Annotated in this window: 15 protein-coding genes; 3 read left to right on the top strand and 12 right to left on the bottom strand. The window is 54.3% G+C overall.

Annotated features, from left to right (window positions below):
• The first annotated feature begins 89 nt into the window (after positions 1-89).
• Both pmbA and B9Z46_RS02660 read left to right on the top strand, forming a co-directional pair.
• On the top strand, positions 90-1493 hold the full coding sequence (pmbA, locus tag B9Z46_RS02665) for a metalloprotease PmbA (protein ID WP_108254431.1): 1404 nt from the start codon (positions 90-92) through the stop codon (positions 1491-1493).
• Positions 1493-2392, top strand: coding sequence for a DMT family transporter (locus B9Z46_RS02660; RefSeq protein ID WP_055360322.1), 900 nt, complete (start codon positions 1493-1495; stop codon positions 2390-2392). Before pmbA ends, B9Z46_RS02660 begins: the two co-directional genes overlap by 1 nt.
• Positions 2393-2543: 151 nt before the next feature.
• Here the strand turns inward: B9Z46_RS02660 and B9Z46_RS02655 are convergent, their stop codons facing one another.
• From B9Z46_RS02655 to B9Z46_RS02600, 12 genes are all read right to left on the bottom strand, one after another.
• Positions 2544-2990, bottom strand: a complete 447-nt coding sequence (locus tag B9Z46_RS02655) for a GatB/YqeY domain-containing protein (protein ID WP_108254838.1) — start codon at positions 2988-2990, stop codon at positions 2544-2546.
• A gap of 156 nt (positions 2991-3146) precedes the next feature.
• The gene (gene rpsU, locus B9Z46_RS02650; RefSeq protein ID WP_053175654.1) at positions 3147-3359 is read right to left on the bottom strand and encodes a 30S ribosomal protein S21; all 213 of its coding nucleotides are present in this window, start codon (positions 3357-3359) and stop codon (positions 3147-3149) included.
• 164 nt (positions 3360-3523) lie between these two features.
• Positions 3524-4747, bottom strand: a complete 1224-nt coding sequence (locus tag B9Z46_RS02645) for an NAD(P)/FAD-dependent oxidoreductase (protein WP_108254430.1) — start codon at positions 4745-4747, stop codon at positions 3524-3526.
• Positions 4734-5567 carry a uroporphyrinogen-III C-methyltransferase gene (gene cobA / locus B9Z46_RS02640; protein ID WP_108254429.1) on the bottom strand — a complete coding sequence of 278 codons (834 nt, stop codon included), beginning with the start codon at positions 5565-5567 and terminating at the stop codon, positions 4734-4736. The genes B9Z46_RS02645 and cobA overlap by 14 nt, the downstream gene beginning before the upstream one ends.
• The gene (gene ybiB, locus B9Z46_RS02635) at positions 5564-6466 is read right to left on the bottom strand and encodes a DNA-binding protein YbiB (RefSeq protein WP_108254428.1); all 903 of its coding nucleotides are present in this window, start codon (positions 6464-6466) and stop codon (positions 5564-5566) included. Before ybiB ends, cobA begins: the two co-directional genes overlap by 4 nt.
• A 34-nt stretch (positions 6467-6500) precedes the next feature.
• Positions 6501-9356 carry a nitrate reductase gene (locus B9Z46_RS02630; protein ID WP_233245886.1) on the bottom strand — a complete coding sequence of 952 codons (2856 nt, stop codon included), beginning with the start codon at positions 9354-9356 and terminating at the stop codon, positions 6501-6503.
• A gap of 14 nt (positions 9357-9370) precedes the next feature.
• On the bottom strand, positions 9371-9712 hold the full coding sequence (gene nirD, locus B9Z46_RS02625) for a nitrite reductase small subunit NirD (protein WP_108254426.1): 342 nt from the start codon (positions 9710-9712) through the stop codon (positions 9371-9373).
• A gap of 10 nt (positions 9713-9722) precedes the next feature.
• On the bottom strand, positions 9723-12194 hold the full coding sequence (gene nirB / locus B9Z46_RS02620; protein WP_108254425.1) for a nitrite reductase large subunit NirB: 2472 nt from the start codon (positions 12192-12194) through the stop codon (positions 9723-9725).
• Positions 12191-13024 carry an ABC transporter ATP-binding protein gene (locus B9Z46_RS02615; RefSeq protein WP_108254424.1) on the bottom strand — a complete coding sequence of 278 codons (834 nt, stop codon included), beginning with the start codon at positions 13022-13024 and terminating at the stop codon, positions 12191-12193. Before B9Z46_RS02615 ends, nirB begins: the two co-directional genes overlap by 4 nt.
• Complete coding sequence (gene ntrB / locus B9Z46_RS02610) at positions 13021-13815, bottom strand: nitrate ABC transporter permease (protein ID WP_108254423.1); 795 nt, start codon at positions 13813-13815, stop codon at positions 13021-13023. The genes B9Z46_RS02615 and ntrB overlap by 4 nt, the downstream gene beginning before the upstream one ends.
• Positions 13816-13824: 9 nt before the next feature.
• Positions 13825-15069: a CmpA/NrtA family ABC transporter substrate-binding protein gene (locus tag B9Z46_RS02605; RefSeq protein WP_108254422.1), complete on the bottom strand. Its 1245-nt coding sequence runs from the start codon at positions 15067-15069 to the stop codon at positions 13825-13827.
• Positions 15070-15339: 270 nt separating this feature from the next.
• Entirely contained in the window at positions 15340-16002 is a 663-nt protein-coding gene (locus B9Z46_RS02600; RefSeq protein WP_108254421.1) for an ANTAR domain-containing response regulator, read from the bottom strand.
• Between the two features lie 123 nt (positions 16003-16125).
• Between B9Z46_RS02600 and tsaD the strand changes: the two genes are divergently transcribed.
• A complete protein-coding gene (gene tsaD / locus B9Z46_RS02595) occupies positions 16126-17181 on the top strand; it encodes a tRNA (adenosine(37)-N6)-threonylcarbamoyltransferase complex transferase subunit TsaD (RefSeq protein ID WP_108254837.1) in 1056 nt (351 codons plus the stop codon).
• Positions 17182-17205: the final 24 nt, after the last annotated feature.

The following is a 17205-nucleotide window of genomic DNA, read 5'->3' as shown; positions in this document are numbered from 1 at the left end:
GAGCGCTGAAGCCTTATTGCGGGACGGCAAGTATCATAGCCGTCACCTAGAATTTTAATGAATTGACCGTTTTGAAGAATCCGACCCCCATGACGAAAAAAACCAAGGCATCCACCCAGGCATTGAACGAACAGGCCCATGACGGTTTCAGCTACAGCCGCAACTATTTCGAGGGATTGGTCGATTCTGCCCTGAAACACGCCAAAAAGATCGGCGCAAGCGATGCAGGTGCAGAAGCTTCTGAAGGTTGTGGCCTGAGTGTCAGCGTTCGAAAGGGCGAATTGGAGACGGTTGAGCGCAATCGCGACAAGTCCTTGGGTGTGACGGTCTATGTGGGCCATCGCCGCGGCAATGCCAGCACATCCGACTTTTCAGAGGCCGCCATTCAGCAAACGGTGCAAGCTGCCTATGACATCGCGCGCTTCACCGCCGAAGATCCAACGGCGGGCTTGCCAGATGAAGAAGACATCGCCAAAGTGCACCCCGAATTGGATTTATTTCATCCATGGGCCATCAACAGCGAGCAGGCCGCTCAGTTGGCCTTGGCTTGCGAAGAAGCCGCTTTGAAAACCAGTCGCCGCATCACCAACAGTGACGGCGCAGGTGTCTCTGCGCAGCAAAGTCATTTTTTCAGCGCGCACACCCATGGCTTTCGGGGCGGTTATGCCAGTTCACGTCACAGCATGTCGGTCGCGCCCATTGCGGCCATGCCGGGCAAAAACGCTGAGATGCAACGTGATGCGTGGTTCACATCCATGCGCGCTGCCGATCAAATGGCCACGCCCGAGGCTGTGGGCCGCTATGCCGCAGAGCGTGCACTCAGCCGCTTGGGCAGTCGCAAAATCCCCACCATTGAGTGCCCTGTGTTGTTTGAGTCGCCCGTGGCAGCAGGTTTGTTGGGTGGCTTTGTTCAAGCGGTCAGCGGTGGTTCTTTGTATCGCAAAACCAGCTTCTTGGTCGACTCGATGGGCAAGCCGGTTTTCCCCAAACACATTGATATTTTGGAAGACCCCCATGTGCTTCGCGGCAAGGGCAGCTCTCCCTTCGACGATGAAGGTGTGCGCGGCATGAAGCGCAAAGTGGTATCGGGTGGCCGCGTTGAAGGCTACTTCTTGAGCAGTTATTCAGCGCGCAAGTTGGGCATGAAAACCACCGGCAATGCGGGTGGCTCGCACAATTTGGTGATGACTTCCAAGCTCACTCGTTCGTCAGACGATTTAAAGGCCATGCTTCAAAAATTGGGCACGGGTTTGTTTGTCATTGAGCTGATGGGGCAGGGCGTGAACTATGTGACTGGCGACTACTCACGCGGTGCTTCTGGCTTCTGGGTCGAGAACGGTGAGATTGCTTTTCCTGTTCACGAAATCACCATTGCGGGCAATTTGAAAACCATGTTCAAGGGCATTGAAGCTGTGGGTGCAGATGCCTACACTTACGGTGCCAAAACTGTGGGCTCGGTGCTCATCAATCGCATGAAGGTCGCGGGCAGTTGATGCTGGCGCCTGAGTTGTTGGCCGGCATGGCCTCTGGCTGTTGGGCCATTGGCGCTTTGTTTTCTGCCAATGCGTCTTCTGAGATGGGCGCATTTGCTTTTACGCGATGGCGTTTGTTCTTTGCCATGTGTTTGCTGTGGCTGGCAGCCTTTTATGTGGGGCGTTGGCCAGAGCTCACTTTTGAAAGCATTGCGTGGCTTTCCCTGTCCAGCTGGATTGGCATCTTGGTGGGCGACACGGCTTTGTTCGTCTGCATGAACAGGTTAGGGCCAAGGCGCTCGGGTGTTTTGTTTGCCACCCATGCCCTTTTTTCTGCGTTGTTTGCGTGGCTGTTCTTCGGTGAAACGCTTTGGGGCTGGACCCTCATGGGCAGTGGCGTTTTGGTGTCGGGTGTGATGGTGGCAACCTTGTGGGGCCGCCGAGAAGAAGAAACGCACGCTTGGGAAAATACCAGTGGCGCACTCTGGATTGGCGTGGCCATGGGTTTGTTGGCTGCGGTGGGTCAGTCAGTTGCCACGCTCATGATGAAACCCTTGATGAGCACTGGCATCGATGCGGTGTCTGCTTCTGCAGTGCGTGCCACAGCCAGTTTTGCGGCGCATGTTTTGTTGTTGTGGTGCGGCTTGAGTTTGTCGAAGTTGAAAAACCCGCTCAATTGGAAAAGCTTGCTCAACACCGCCTTGAGCGCCACCGTGTCCATGGTGATTGGCATGACCTTGATACTGCAAGCTTTGAAGACAGGGCAAGCCAATTTGGTGGCGATCTTTTCGTCTATTGCGCCTGTGCTTTTGTTGCCATTACTGTGGGCTGTCTATCGCAGACAACCCGCCGCTGGCGCCTGGTGGGGCGGCGCCATGACCGTGGTCGGCAGCGCCATGATCATGAGCTCGAAGATTTAATTGGGGTCAGATCAACATTAATTTCCAATCAAAGGGGCTAAAGCCTAAGGGGGGCTGAACGATTTCTGGTACTCCAGTATGGGGAAGCCCCCCTTAGGCTTTAGCCCCTTTGATTGACCAAATTAATGTTGATCTGACCCCAATTAAATTCTTAACCGGCGAGGGCGGCTTTGACGGCGGCTGAAACTTGACCCATGTCGGCTTTGCCGGCCAATTGGGTTTTGACGGCGCCCATCACTTTGCCCATGTCACCTGGGCCTTTGGCGCCCAATGAGGCGACGATGGCTTGAACGGCGGCCGTGACTTCTTCAGCAGACATGCGGGCTGGCAAGTAGGCTTGCAACACCAACATCTCAGCTTGCTCAATGTCGACCAAATCTTGGCGCGCAGCTTGTTCAAAAGCGGCAATGGAATCTTTGCGTTGCTTGACCAACTTGTCGACGATGGCCACCACGGCGGCATCGTCCAACACCACGCGCTCATCGACCTCTTTTTGCTTCATGGCCGACAGCAACAAACGGATGGTGCCCAAGCGTGCCGTGTCTTTGGCGCGCATGGCTGTTTTCATGTCTTCGGTGATTTGGTCTTTGAGGCTCATGGTGACTCCTGAAGGGTAGGCCGCTGGTACATCACCAGCAAAACTTAAAAAAAAACCCGCTTGAGCGTCCTCCAGCGGGCTTGCTTGGCACCTCATGAGTCATGAGGGCTAAGCGGATTCAAAGCTTGGTGAGAAGCTTTGAATGAAGCGATGTACTTAGTACAGCTTCTTGGGCAATTGCATGCTGCGCACGCGCTTGTAGTGGCGCTTGACAGCGGCCGCTTTTTTGCGCTTGCGTTCTGTGGTGGGCTTTTCATAAAACTCACGGGCACGCAAGTCGGTCAACAGACCGAGTTTTTCAATGGTGCGCTTGAAGCGGCGAAGTGCTACGTCAAACGGCTCGTTTTCTTTCACGCGAATGGTGGTCATGGATTTCAGTGTTTCCAAATTATGCCGACTGACATTGAAAGGGAAGATCGAGCCCTCACAAGCAGTTTCGGCGGGTTCCCCGTCACGAACTAGTATTTGGCAGACGGAGGATTGCCAGCAAAGCCTGAGATTATAGCCCTAAGTTTTGAGCTGTTTGGGGCCTTTTAAGAGGCAATTTCCTGTTTTTGTTTCAGGGCTTGGGCGCAGGCAAAGGCGCTGGCCCAGGCCCATTGGAAGTTGTAGCCACCCAGCCAGCCGGTCACATCCACCACTTCCCCAATGAAATACAGGCCTGGTTGCTTGGATTCCATGGTCTGGGATGACAAATCGCGGGTGTCGACGCCGCCAAGGGTGACCTCGGCCTTTTTGTAGCCTTCGCTGCCATTGGGCGTTAGGGGCCAGTGGCTGAGTTTTTGGGCCAATTGGGCCAGAGCTTTGTCGCTGGCCTCGGCCACAGGGCGCTGCCACTGAGGGTCTTGGGCCACCCAGACGTCTGCCAGGCGGTGCGGCACCCAAGCGCCCAGTTCATTGGCAATGAGTTTTTTGGACCTGACCTTGGCTTGCTTCAGCGAGCCTTCAATGTCCTCTTGGGGGGCCAGGTTCAAATGAAGGGGTTGACCTTCTCGCCAATAGCTGGAAATTTGCAATACAGCCGGACCCGATAAGCCGCGATGGGTGAACAGCAGGTCCTCGTCAAAGCTCATGCGGGTTTTTTTGGCGCCTGTTTCGATGCTGACGGGCAGTGACAGGCCCGCCAAGCTGACGTAGGGCGCCCATTCATTGCCATCAAACGTAAGGGGAACCAAGCCCGGCCTTCTGGCCACCAAACGCAGACCAAACTGCTCGGCTATGCGATAGCCAAAGTCGGTGGCGCCAATTTGCGGAATGGACAAGCCGCCCGTGGCAATCACCACCGCGCCGGCTTGAACTTCACCCTGGTCTGTTTGCAGTTGATAGCCTTTGTCTGATTGCGAGATGGCTTTCACCCCGCAGCCATGCCAGCGTTGAACGCCACCTTTGTCACATTCTTTCAACAGCATTTGAATCAGGTCTTCAGCAGACCGATCGCAAAACAATTGACCTTTGTGCTTTTCGTGAAACGGGATGTCGTAAGACTGCATCAGTTCAATGAAGTCTTGCGCGGTGTAGCGTGACAGCGCGCTGCGACAGAAGTGCGGGTTCTCGCTTAAGAAATGTTTGTGCGGCGCACTGACATCGATGTTGCGGTTGGTGAAGTTGCACCTGCCGCCACCAGAGATGCGAATTTTTTCAGCCACTTTGGGGCTGTGGTCGACCAACAAAACAGACAAGCTCAGTTGACCGGCGACGCCCGCACAAAAAAGGCCGGCAGCACCAGCACCGACGATGACCACATCACATGTTTGCATGCAGTGGGAGTGTAGGGGTAGTTGGCTGGTTTTGTTCAGTTTGAAAAATTTGCGCGCAAGCTTGAACCACATTGCCCACCACCAAGACGCTGGGGCTCTTCAATCCGGTCTCTTTCAAGGTTTGCGTGAGCTGGCCAAGTTGCGTCAGTGCTTGACGTTGATGGGTCAAAGAGGCGTTCTCAATGATGGCCACAGGTGTGTCTGTAGGCAGGCCTGTGAGCAATTCGTTTTGAATATTTTCTGAACCACTCACGCCCATGTAAATGACCAGCGTGAGTTTGGCATCGCGTGCCGTGGCGGCCAGTTGCCGCCAGTCGGTGCCTTTGTCGCCGGGTTTGGCATGGCCTGTGACAAACACCACGCCATGCGCATGCTCACGGTGTGTGAGGGGCGCGCCCAAACTGGTGATAGCTGCCAAGCCCGATGTGATGCCATTGATGACAGTCACTTCGATGCCAACTTGCCGAAGATGCTCAACTTCCTCACCACCTCGTCCAAAGATGAAGGGATCGCCACCTTTTAAGCGCACCACCGTTTCACCTTCATGCACAGCATTGATCATCAGCTTTTCGATGAAGGCTTGGGGCGTGCTTTTGCAGCCGCCGCGTTTGCCCACATAGACAATGCGCGCCTCGCTTGAGGCGTGCTTTAAAACCTCTTCGTTGACCAAATCATCGACCAACAACACGGTGGCAGCTTGAATGGCCTTGACCGCCTTGAGGGTGAGCAATTCGGGGTCACCAGGGCCAGCGCCGACCAGTGTGCATGTACCTTGGTGGATGCGTGTTTTGTCAGTGAAAGAGGAATCGTTGTGGCTCATAGAGATTTCAAGGCCTGCAAAATGTGTTGAACTTGAAGTGCAATCGGCGCGGGTACTTCACGCTGGTGCTGCAAGACTTCTTGAATGTAAGTGGCTGTGGCTTGGGCCGAGGCGGCGGGCAATTCAGGCAGACTTTGCAGCGCACCTGCTTGAGCAGCTTGAACGGTTTGCGTGAGGCCTTTGTGGAAGACATCCATTTGCGGCGTACGGCGAGCATCGGCCACGGGCTCGCCTTCGGTACCTCGTATCAAAAAGGCATTGGCCTGTGTCAGCTGAAAAGTTTGCGCCATAGAGACTGCGTACTCTGGGTGCGTGTAGCTGCTAAGGATCAGGGCAGGACCTTTGCAAGGGTTCATGAGTTTGACCAAACTGTGTGCTGGGTTTCGCAAATTCACCACACGGCGCACGTCCAGGAGTTTTTTCAAGGCAGGGCTGAGCACTTCAGTGGGCACTAAATTCAAGCCAGCTCCGGATTTGTGGATGTCTTGAAGCGGCGTGTAGCCCATGGCAGTGAACACATCAAAAGACGTGGTGCGTCCGCTTTCGGTGGCGGTGCCATGGACACAGACGCGCACACCCTGCTGCACAAGCAACAGGGCCAGTAGAGGCGCTAAGGCGGGTAATTTGCGGGCGCCGTTATAGCAAGGAATGACCACGGTGGCTTGTGATGCATCCTCTGGCAAGGCATTCATGCGAGCATGCAAAGCATCCAGAAAGCCGGCCATTTCTTCGGGGGTTTCGCCTTTGATGCGCATGGCCAAACAGAAAGCACCAATCTCTAGGTCGGTGACCTGCCCGTCCAAAATTTGGTCCAGCAAATCGGCGGCTTGTTCACGCGACAGCGCACGCGCACCGTCTTTGCCGCGGCCAATTTCTTTGATGTATTTTCCAATGCCCATAGGTGTATTGTCGCAAAGCTCAGATAACTTCGGGCTATATGGCCAATGAAGCTGTGTCTTCTTTGGGCTTATCAGTGCTTTGGAGGGCAATGATGCGCTTCAACTGTGGCATACAAGAGCCGCATTGAGTGCCGCACTTCAAGTTGTTTTGCAGACCTGTCAATTGAGCCGCTTTTTGCCCTGGGTTGGCCTGCAACCAATCGGCAATGGCCACATCCTTGACGCCCACGCATGTGCAAATGGTTTGACCGGCTTCCTTCAAAGCCACCGGCGGCTTTTGGCCAGTCATGAGCAAACGGCGACCATAGCTTTCAATGCTTTGTTGCGTTTGCAACAAGGTTTTGAGCCATGCTTCAGCCGATGTGTCGCCCGCCATGACAAAAGCTTGAAGCTGGGGCATCGCTTTGCTTCTGTCCAGTTGGATGCTGCGCAGGTGGCTGCGCTTGGGGTCGGCGTAACGCAAGCCAGACTGCGCATCCATTTGCAACAAAGCTTCAAGGGTGTGGACCCATTGCATGTCCGGCGCCTCAGAGCTGGCCGCGCGGAAAAGGACGCCTTGGCGAGGTGGGGCAGATGAGGAGGATGTTGGCAATTCTTCTGCAAAGGGAACGCAACTTGCAAATTCAAAGTGAACCATTTGCTGCCGCAAACTTTGCAAAATGGTCAAGGCTTGGTCAGTGGGCAGCCAGGCCATGGCCAACAATTTCCAAGGCAGCTCGGCCTTGAGAATCTTGACTGCAGCGTGTTTCAGTTCGGGTTGTTTGGAGCTGGGACAAAATGCCGAAGTGGTGATGGCGTTCACACCCGCCAGTGCCTTGTTTTGGTGGTCTCGACCACTGATGAAACCAGGGCCCCAGTGCATGGCCATGAACGCTTGTTGCGGTGCCAATTCGTGAGAGGTTTGCGCTGGCGCCACAATCGAGCCGCGCTTGCTGGTGATGTGGACCAAATCACCGTCTTTCACATTCAAAGACAGCATGTCTTGGGGGTGCAACTGAACACTGGGCTCTGGCACATGGCCAAACAGTTTGGCAATGGTGCCGGTGCGCGTCATGCCGTGCCACTGGTCGCGCAGTCTGCCGGTGTTGAATGAAAATGGAAAGCGCGATTCACAGGGCTCTGCAACAGGCACATAGTCCAGCGCCACGAACTTGGCTTTGCCGTTGGCTGTGGGAAATTGACCATCCTCATAAAGCCGTTTGGCGCCAGTGGTGGCCCCTTCCGGCAAGGGCCATTGTTCTGGTTGACGTTCCAATTGCGTGTAACTTAATCCGGTGATGTCCAAATCGCGGCCGCGTGTGCTCTCACGGTGCTCATTCCATATGGCTTCTGGGGTGACGTAGGCTAAATTCATTTGCTGCGCGCGCAGTTTGAAGACGTCCTGTTGACCCAATCGTTCTGCCAAGGCCAATGCAATTTGCCAGTCGTGCTGCGCTTGACCAGAAGGCGGCACAGCAGCCCGCACGCGGGTGATGCGCCGCTCGCTGTTGGTGACGGTGCCTTCTTTTTCGCCCCAAGTGGTGGCGGGCAACAACAGGTCTGCAAACGCACAAGTTTCTGCCGTGGCAAATGCCTCCTGCACGATCACCAACTCTGCGCGTTCCAATGCTGCACGGACGGTGCGTTGGTCGGGCATGGATTGCGCGGGGTTGGTGCAGGCAATCCACAAGACTTTGATGTGGCCGTCTGCTGCAGCTTGAAACATTTCTACTGCGGTTTTGCCGGGTTGAGCAGGCACATCGTCCAAGCCCCATAGTTTGGCAACCTCTGCGCGGTGGGTTGGATTGCCAAGGTCTCGGTGTGCGCTGAGCAAGTTGGCCAAGCCGCCCACTTCACGGCCACCCATGGCATTGGGTTGGCCCGTTAATGAGAAAGGCCCCGCGCCTGGTTTGCCAATGTGACCCGTGGCCAAATGCAAGTGCACCAGAGAAGCATTTTTGGCCGTTCCGCTGCTGGACTGGTTCAAGCCTTGGCAATACAAACTGAGGGTGGCTTTGGATGTGGCAAACCACTCAGCTGCTTGGTGCAATTGGGCGGGTGAAATGCCGCAAATGTCTTGGACTTTGTCGGGAGTGCACAGCATCACCTTGGCAACCAATTCATCGAAGCCCTCGGTGTGTTGTTGAATGTAAGGGGTATCGGTCCAGCCATTCAACAACATGACCCTGAGCATGCCGTGAAACAGCATGACATCGGTGCCAGACTTCAATGGCAAATGCAAATCGGCTGCACTGGCGGTGTCTGTTTTGCGGGGGTCGGCCACAATGATTTTGAGGGCTGGGTTCTTGGCGCGCGCATCTTCAATGCGTCTGAACAAAATGGGATGCGCATAGGCCGCATTGCTGCCAGCGATGAACAAACACTCGGTGGCAGCGATGTCCTCATAACAGGCGGGTGGGGCGTCAGCACCCAAGGTGATTTTGTAACCTGCCACGGCACTGCTCATGCACAGTCGCGAATTGGTGTCGATGTTGTTGGTGCCGATCAGACCTTTGACCAGTTTGTTGAAAACGTAATAGTCTTCGGTGAGCAATTGACCCGACACATAAAAGCCAACGGCATCAGGTCCATGGTCTGAAACCACTTGGGCTATTTTGTTGCTCGCCTGTTGCAGCGCTGAGTCCCAAGTGGTGTGGGTGAAGGCCTCCGTGCGCTTGGCTCGGGCCTGCGGTACCAGCAGCCTGGTTTGCTGTGTTACCTCCGCTTTGGCCGAGAGGTGCAAGGTCGAACCCTTGCTGCACAGTCTGCCAAAGTTGGCGGGGTGCTCGGGGTCGCCCCGAACACCCGTGATGTGCTGACCTTGCGTTTCAATGATCACGCCACAACCTACACCACAGTAGGGGCAGGTTGAGCGAGTTTTCTTGGGTGCTTGCGTGTGCATTGAACTCATCAAGGCAGTTTCAATTAAGCTTCAATGGCCAGTGTGTTGACTTCGTCAAAATCAAGCGACACATTGCCGTTTTCAACCAGCACTGAAAACTTGGTGGTGCAGCCTATGTCGGGTGCTTGCGCTTGGCCATCTGCCAATTTGATTTGCCAATTGTGCAGTGGGCAGGCCACGCTTTCACCATACACAATGCCTTGGCTCAAGGGACCACCTTTGTGCGGACATTTGTCGAGCAGGGCAAACACCTTGTCAGCTTGTGTTCGAAAAATAGCGATCTCGGCGCCTTTTTGACGGGCCACACGTCGCGCCCCCAAAACAGGAATGTCTTGGACTTGGCAAACAATTTTCCATTGCGTCATGGTCGGTCTCCTAAACGCTCAAGGCGTTGAATTGGCGCGTGTCCACACCCGCTTTGTCGAACTCAAACCAAGGATCGGGTTCACCTTCCAGGGCAAATTGCAGCTTGGCCCAAAGTGCTTTGCGGCCAGCTTCGTCTTCTAAAATTTTCTTCTTGACATAGTCCATGCCGACGCGGTTCACGTAGTGCACGGTGCGCTCCAAATACCAGCCCTCTTCACGGTAGAGTTGCATGAAGGCGCCTGTGTACTCCATCACCTCTTCAGCGGTTTTGACTTTGGTGAAAAACTGAGCGACTTCGGTTTTGATGCCGCCATTGCCTGCGATGTACATCTCCCAGCCGCTTTCCACACCAATGATGCCGACGTCCTTGATCCCCGCTTCTGCACAATTGCGAGGGCAACCCGACACTGCAAACTTGACTTTGTGCGGTGCATACATGCGCCACATGGCACGCTCCAGGTCCTTGCCCATTTGGGTGCTGTCTTGCGTGCCCATACGGCACCACTCGCTGCCCACGCAGGTTTTGACGGTCCGCAGCGCTTTGGCATAGGCATGACCGGAGGGCATGCCGATGTCTTTCCATACGTTGACCAAGTCTTCCTTCTTCACGCCCAGCAAGTCGATGCGTTGGCCGCCCGTGACTTTAACGGTGGGAATCTTGTACTTGTCGACCACGTCGGCAATGCGGCGCAGTTCATCGGCTGTGGTTTCACCGCCCCACATGCGAGGGATGACGCTGTAGGTGCCATCTTTTTGAATGTTGGCATGGCTGCGTTCGTTGATGTAACGGCTTTGCGTATCGTCTTGCGCTTCCTTGGGCCAACTGCTCAAGCGGTAGTAATTGATGGCGGGTCTGCAAGTGGGGCAGCCATCTTCAGTGCGCCAATTTAAGAATTTGAAAACAGCCGATTGCGTCAGTAGCTTCTCATCGCGAATGGCATCACGAACTTCTTGATGACTGTGGTCTGTACAAGCGCACACCGCTTTTTTCTTGGGTGTGGCCGAGTAGTCACCGCCCGCCGTGAACATCAAAATTTGCTCTACCAAACCCGTGCAGGAGCCGCAAGACGCGCTGGCCTTGGTTTGTTTGCGCACTTCGTCCAAAGTGAACAAGCCTTTCTCGCGGATGGCTTTGCAGATGCTGCCTTTGGACACGCCATTGCAACCGCACACCTCAGCTTCATCGGGCATGCTGGCCGCTTTGCTATGACCTTCGTGGCCCACATCGCCAATGTTGGACTCGCCAAACATCAGTCTGTCTCGAATGTCAGCCACACTGCGGCCTTCTCGCAACAGCTTGAAATACCAGCTGCCATCGACGGTGTCGCCAAACAAACATGCCCCCACCAATTGATCGTTGCGGATGACCAATTTTTTGTACACGCCCTCATGCGGGTCGCTGAGGATGATTTCCTCTGTGTCGTCGGCCAAGCCGGGTGTGGCGGCGCCGTTGTTGCCCATGAAGTCGCCAGCCGAGAATAAATCAATGCCAGTGACTTTGAGTTTGGTGGAAGTCAGAGAGCCGGTGTAGCGGCCAATCCCCATTTGTGCCAAATGGGTGGCCAATACTTTGCCTTGTTCGAACAGCGGTGCCACCAAGCCGTAGGCAATGCCGCGGTGGCTGGCACATTCGCCCACAGCGTAGATGCGGGGGTCTGTGATGGTTTGGAGTGTGTCGCTGACCACAATGCCGCGATCGCAATGCAGGCGCATGCTCTCAGCCAGTGCTGTGTTGGGCCGGATGCCGACCGCCATCACCACCAATTGCGCATTGACGTGCGAGCCATCTTTGAAACAAACGGCACTGACGCGGCCGTCTGGATCCGATTTGAGTTCTTGCGTTTGGGCGCGCATTAAGAACTTCATGCCACGCTCTTCCAGCGACTCTTGAAGCAAGCCGCCAGCCACTTTGTCGAGCTGACGCTCCATCAGCCATTCAGCGCCATGCACCACCGTCACTTGCATGCCACGCTTCATGAGGCCATTGGCTGCTTCAAGGCCTAACAAGCCACCGCCAATCACCACCGCCTCTTTGTACTGCTTGGCGGCATCAATCATGGCTTGGGTATCGGCGATGTCGCGGTATGCCAGAACACCTTTCAAGTCTTTGCCAGGAATGGGCAGCATGAAGGGGTTGGAGCCAGTGGCCAAGAGCAAGCGGTCGTAGGGTTTGACCACCGTGCTGCCATCCAGGTTCTGGGCATGGACTTCACGCTTCACCCGGTCAACTTGCGTGACCGTGCAACCGGTGTGCAGTTCAATGCCATTCTCTTGGTACCACGTGAGTGGGTTCAGAATGATTTCATCCAGTGTTTGTTCGCCCGCCAAAACGGGGGACAACAAAATTCGGTTGTAGTTGGGGTGAACCTCACTGCCAAAGACCGTGATGTCAAACAAATCAGGCGCGAGTTTGAGAAGTTCTTCCAAGGTGCGGACGCCAGCCATGCCGTTGCCCACCATGACCAATTTCATTTTGCTCATGCTTTCTCCACGTGTGCTTGTCTTGTATAGAGGAAATCAATCACGGCTTTGCGGTAACCCAGATAACGTGGATCGTCAGCCAGTTCAACGCGTGAGCGGGGACGCGGCAAGTCAACCTGCAAGATTTCACCGATGGTGGCCGCAGGGCCATTGGTCATCATCACAATCTTGTCGGACAGCAGCACAGCCTCATCGACATCGTGTGTCACCATGACCACCGTACTTTGTGTGTTGGCCACAATGGCCAGAAGTTCGTCTTGTAGTTTGGCGCGTGTGAGTGCGTCCAGTGCGCCAAAGGGTTCGTCCATTAAGAGAACTTGAGGCTCCATGGCCAAGGCACGGGCAATGCCCACACGTTGCTTCATGCCGCCAGAGATCTCACCAGGACGTTTTTGTGAGGCATGCGATAAGCCCACCATGTCAAGGGCGGCGTCGGTTCGTGCTTTCAGTTGCGCCACATTTTCTTTGGTTTTGCCATCGACCCGGCCATTGTTGCCAAACACGCGCTCGACGCCCAAGTAGACATTTTCAAAACAAGTGAGCCAAGGCAGCAAAGAGTGGTTTTGAAACACCACAGCGCGCTCAGGACCAGGACCCGAGATTTCACGGTTGGCACAAATCAAATTGCCTTGCGTGGGAGTGGTCAAGCCTGCAATCAAATTGAGCAAGGTGGATTTGCCGCAGCCGGAGTGTCCAATCAAGGCCACAAACTCGCCTTTGGCGACTGTCAGGTCGATGTCACGCAGTGCAGGAAAATCGCCTTTGCTGGTTTTGAAAGTTTGCGCGACACCTTGAATTTCAAGGAACTTGGATGAGAGATTCAAATTCATGAGCGCACCTCTTCAAAAGTGAATGCAGTGGCCAACTTGATCAAGGCATATTCCAATATCAATCCCACCAAACCAATCACAAAGATCGCAATGATGATGTTTTTAACGTTCAGGTTGTTCCACTCATCCCAAACCCAGAAGCCAATGCCCACGCCGCCTGTCAGCATCTCTGCGGCCACAATGACCAGCCATGCCGTGCCCACGGCTAATCGCACGCCTGTCAACATGTAAGGCAAGACAGCAGGGAACAAAATTTTGCTGACAATTTTCCATTCAGACAAATTCAAAACACGCGCTACGTTCATGTAGTCTTGCGGAACGCGTTGAACACCCACCGCTGTGTTGATCACCATGGGCCAAATGGAGCAAATGAAGATGGTCCAAATGGCAGCAGGGTTGGCGCCTTTGAACACCAACAAGCCAATCGGCAACCAAGCCAACGGTGAAACAGGACGCAGCAGGCTGATCAAGGGGTTGAACATGTTGGAGAGAAACTCGAAACGACCAATCAAAAAGCCAAAGGGTATGCCCACCAATGCAGCCAAACCAAATCCCATGGCCACCCGCTTGAGAGAACTCAAAATATTCCAGCCCACGCCCTGGTCGTTGGGGCCATTGCTGTAAAACGGATCGCTGAAAACTTGGATGGCTTGCACCAAGGTTTCTTTGGGGGAGGGGAAATTGTTGGTGCTGCTGAATGAGACCAAGCCCCAAATGCCGACGAGAAATGCCATGCCCAAGAGGGGTGGCAGCACTCGGAGCACAATGGTTTTGAAATGGAAAGTGGGCATTCGAAATCCTTAAGCTTTAACTTTGAAGCTGTCTGCGTATTTCTTGGGATCTTTGCCGTCCCACACCATGCCATCCATGAACTTGCTGGTGCGCATGGCATCTTTGGGAACGGGTGTGTTGCTGGCCGTGGCCGCTTGTTTGTAGATGTCGATGTGATTGATTTGCTTGGCCACATTCAAATAGTCGGGGTGATCTTTGAGCAAGCCCCAACGCTTGTGCTGGGTCAAGAACCACATGCCATCTGACAGGTAGGGGAATGTCGCGTTGCCATCGGCATAAAACTTCATGTGATTTTTGTCATCCCATGTTTTGCCCAAACCATTTTGATAGCGTCCCAAAATGCGTTGGTTGATGACGTCGACGCTGGTGTTGACATAGGCTTTGTCGGCAATGGTTTCCGCCATCTTCATTTTGTTTTGCAGACCAGCGTCAATCCACTTGCTGGCTTCCAAAATGGCGGCAGTCACAGCGCGTGCGGTGTTGGGATATTTCTTGGCGAATTCTGCGGTTGTGCCCAAAACTTTTTCTGGGTGATCGGGCCAGATGTCTTGCGTGGTGGTGGCTGTGATGCCAATACCATCTGCAATGGCGCGGTGACCCCAAGGTTCGCCGACACAATAGCCGTCCATGTTGCCAACCCGCATGTTGGCCACCATTTGGGGTGGTGGAACCGTGATGACTTTGGCGTCTTTCAACGGGTTGACACCCACACTGGCCAGCCAGTAGTAAAGCCACATGGCGTGGGTCCCTGTTGGAAAGGTTTGTGCAAAGGTGTAATCGCGTTTGTCAGTGGCCATGAGCTTGGCCAAGCTGGCAGCGTCCACCGCACCTTTATCAGAAAGCTTCTTCGACAAAGTGATGGCCTGTCCGTTTTGGTTCAAGGTCATCAAGATGGCCATGTCTTTCTTGGGGCCGGATGTGCCCAAATGCACGCCATAAATCAGGCCATACAAGACGTGGGCAAAATCCAATTCGCCATTGACCAGTTTGTCTCGAACTCCGGCCCAGCTGGCTTCTTTGGTTGGAATGATTTTGACGCCGTATTTTTTGTCGATGCCTAAAACAGAGGCCATGACGACGCTGGCGCAATCTGTGAGGGGAATGAAGCCAATCTTGACCTCTTCTTTTTCGGGTTTGTCAGAGCCTTGCGCGTAAACAGCTGCGCGCAAGGCGGGGGCGATGGTCAATGCGCCGGCTGTAGCGGCTTGCAGGACATTGCGTCGGCTCATAGGGGTCTCCAAAATATCGGACATGGCAGGGCTCCTCAAACAAGTTAAAAAAAGTCAGAAACGACAAAGGCGTCCTCACCACGTTCAATCGTTTGAACGGGTGGGGACGCCTTTGTCCTGAGCCTTCGCGGGCTCTTGCTTCAAGTCGTTTGCAATACCTGTGCCATCTGAAATTCTTCGATTCGATGGCCTTGTCTGCCCCAAGCTAGGGATTGGCGCACTTTAAATTGAGCGCCTTGCACCAAAAGAATGCGCAGACAGCATGTTCTTGAATTGCATTGAAGAGACGCGACTTTATGATTTCAGGAGATCTGCCATGTCCAAGGTGCGTTGGGCCACCTCTCCCAATTTAAGGCCTTTGTCCATGGCCACTTTTCTCAATTTCGAAAATGCTTGCTCTTCCGTGCAGCCTTGGTGCTTCATCAAAAGTGCCTTGGCGCGGTCTATCAAGGTTCGGTCCTGCAAATCACTGCGGGCTTGGTCTCGTTCTTGACGCAGGCGCTCTTCGTACTCAAAGCGTGCCATGGCCACATCCAAGATGGGTTTGATGCGAGAACTTGCCAAACCATCCACGATGTAAGCAGAAACGCCTACCGCAACGGCGTCTTTCACATGGCTGGTGTCACTGTCGTCTGTGAACATGACAATGGGACGACGCGCATCGCGCGTGGCAAATACAACGTGCTCAAGTGCATCACGTGCCTCTGATTCTGCATCGACGATGATCAAGTCGGGTTGCAGCTGTGCAATTCGATCGGCCAAAAAGACATCGGCCGGCAAGGATGCAATCAGGTTGAAGCCGTTTTCCAGTAAACCAATGCGCAAGGCGCGGGAGCGTTTTGCTTGGGACAGGGCATGGTCGTCTTCTGGATCTGTGACTTCCAAGTCTGGCGCGACCACCACGATGCGCAGGGCCTCTGGTGGTTTGGATTTCTTGGACTTAGAAGTTTGAATCATCGATCTTATGAAAAGTCAGAGTGGGCAGGGCTGACTTTGAATGCTTACGCAATTTATGCGCCAACCAAGGGCATGCTGGTTCAAAAACCCTGGCCCTCAGGGCATCGCATAAACTCTGCCCCTATGCTTTTTCTTGGAATTGAGTCTTCTTGCGATGAAACCGGTGTGGCTTTGGTTGAAACCCAAGCCTTTGGCGTGCCACGCCTGCTGTCGCATGCGCTGTTCAGCCAGATTGACATGCACCAAGCCTATGGTGGGGTGGTGCCAGAGTTGGCCAGCCGTGACCACATTAAGCGGGTGATTCCTTTAACCCGTGACGTGTTGAAGGGTGCGCAAGTTGAATTGGACCAGGTGGATGTGGTCGCCTACACACGCGGCCCCGGCTTGGCGGGTGCATTGCTGGTGGGGGCAGGTGTGGGATGTGCATTGGGTGCGGCATTGAATAAACCCGTTTTGGGTGTTCACCACTTGGAAGGCCACTTGCTGTCGCCTTTTTTAAGCGAGGACCCCCCTGAATTTCCCTTTGTGGCTTTGTTGGTGTCGGGTGGACACACGCAATTGATGCGCGTGGAAGCTGTCGGCTCCTACGAAATTTTGGGTGAAACAGTGGACGATGCGGCCGGTGAGGCCTTTGACAAATCGGCCAAGCTGATGGGACTCGGCTACCCAGGCGGCCCTGCATTGTCCAAGTGCGCGGAGGGTGGTAATCCACAAGCCTTCAAATTGCCGCGTCCTTTGCTGCACAGTGGTGATTTTGATTTTTCGTTTGCTGGACTCAAAACATCCGTGCTGACGCAGGCTAACAAATTGGGCGCTAGCTTGCATGATGCCAGCACGACGCACAAAGCGGACTTGGCTGCATCCACAGAAGCAGCCATTGTGGAGGTGCTGGTGAAGAAATCCATGGCGGCACTGAAAGCGACGGGCATGCGCCGTTTGGTGGTGGCTGGCGGTGTAGGGGCCAATCGTTCCTTGCGTCTGCAGTTGAACCAAGCCTGTCAAAAAGCAGGTGTTCGTGTGCACTACCCCGAACTTCATTTGTGCACCGACAACGGCGCCATGATTGCCATGGCCGCTGCCATGCGCGTCCAAGCGGGACAACAAGCACCGCAATTTGACTACAGCTTTGATGTCAAACCACGCTGGCCTCTTTCGCAAATTGTGGCATCCAGCATTTAATTTTTTTGAGGATTGAGTTTTGAT

Origin of the sequence: Limnohabitans sp. Hippo4, assembly GCF_003063605.1 — a bacterium.
Lineage (GTDB): Bacteria > Pseudomonadota > Gammaproteobacteria > Burkholderiales > Burkholderiaceae_C > Limnohabitans_A.
This window is presented reverse-complemented; position numbering and strand designations above follow the sequence as displayed.

Bases quoted from the DNA above. Each gene is read 5' to 3' on its own strand.
- pmbA (WP_108254431.1), top strand. From the start codon at position 90: ATGACGAAAAAAACCAAGGCATCCACCCAGGCATTGAACGAACAGGCC.
- B9Z46_RS02660 (WP_055360322.1), top strand. From the start codon at position 1,493: ATGCTGGCGCCTGAGTTGTTGGCCGGCATGGCCTCTGGCTGTTGGGCC.
- B9Z46_RS02655 (WP_108254838.1), bottom strand. From the start codon at position 2,990: ATGAGCCTCAAAGACCAAATCACCGAAGACATGAAAACAGCCATGCGC.
- rpsU (WP_053175654.1), bottom strand. From the start codon at position 3,359: ATGACCACCATTCGCGTGAAAGAAAACGAGCCGTTTGACGTAGCACTT.
- B9Z46_RS02645 (WP_108254430.1), bottom strand. From the start codon at position 4,747: ATGCAAACATGTGATGTGGTCATCGTCGGTGCTGGTGCTGCCGGCCTT.
- cobA (WP_108254429.1), bottom strand. From the start codon at position 5,567: ATGAGCCACAACGATTCCTCTTTCACTGACAAAACACGCATCCACCAA.
- ybiB (WP_108254428.1), bottom strand. From the start codon at position 6,466: ATGGGCATTGGAAAATACATCAAAGAAATTGGCCGCGGCAAAGACGGT.
- B9Z46_RS02630 (WP_233245886.1), bottom strand. From the start codon at position 9,356: ATGAGTTCAATGCACACGCAAGCACCCAAGAAAACTCGCTCAACCTGC.
- nirD (WP_108254426.1), bottom strand. From the start codon at position 9,712: ATGACGCAATGGAAAATTGTTTGCCAAGTCCAAGACATTCCTGTTTTG.
- nirB (WP_108254425.1), bottom strand. From the start codon at position 12,194: ATGAGCAAAATGAAATTGGTCATGGTGGGCAACGGCATGGCTGGCGTC.
- B9Z46_RS02615 (WP_108254424.1), bottom strand. From the start codon at position 13,024: ATGAATTTGAATCTCTCATCCAAGTTCCTTGAAATTCAAGGTGTCGCG.
- ntrB (WP_108254423.1), bottom strand. From the start codon at position 13,815: ATGCCCACTTTCCATTTCAAAACCATTGTGCTCCGAGTGCTGCCACCC.
- B9Z46_RS02605 (WP_108254422.1), bottom strand. From the start codon at position 15,069: ATGTCCGATATTTTGGAGACCCCTATGAGCCGACGCAATGTCCTGCAA.
- B9Z46_RS02600 (WP_108254421.1), bottom strand. From the start codon at position 16,002: ATGATTCAAACTTCTAAGTCCAAGAAATCCAAACCACCAGAGGCCCTG.
- tsaD (WP_108254837.1), top strand. From the start codon at position 16,126: ATGCTTTTTCTTGGAATTGAGTCTTCTTGCGATGAAACCGGTGTGGCT.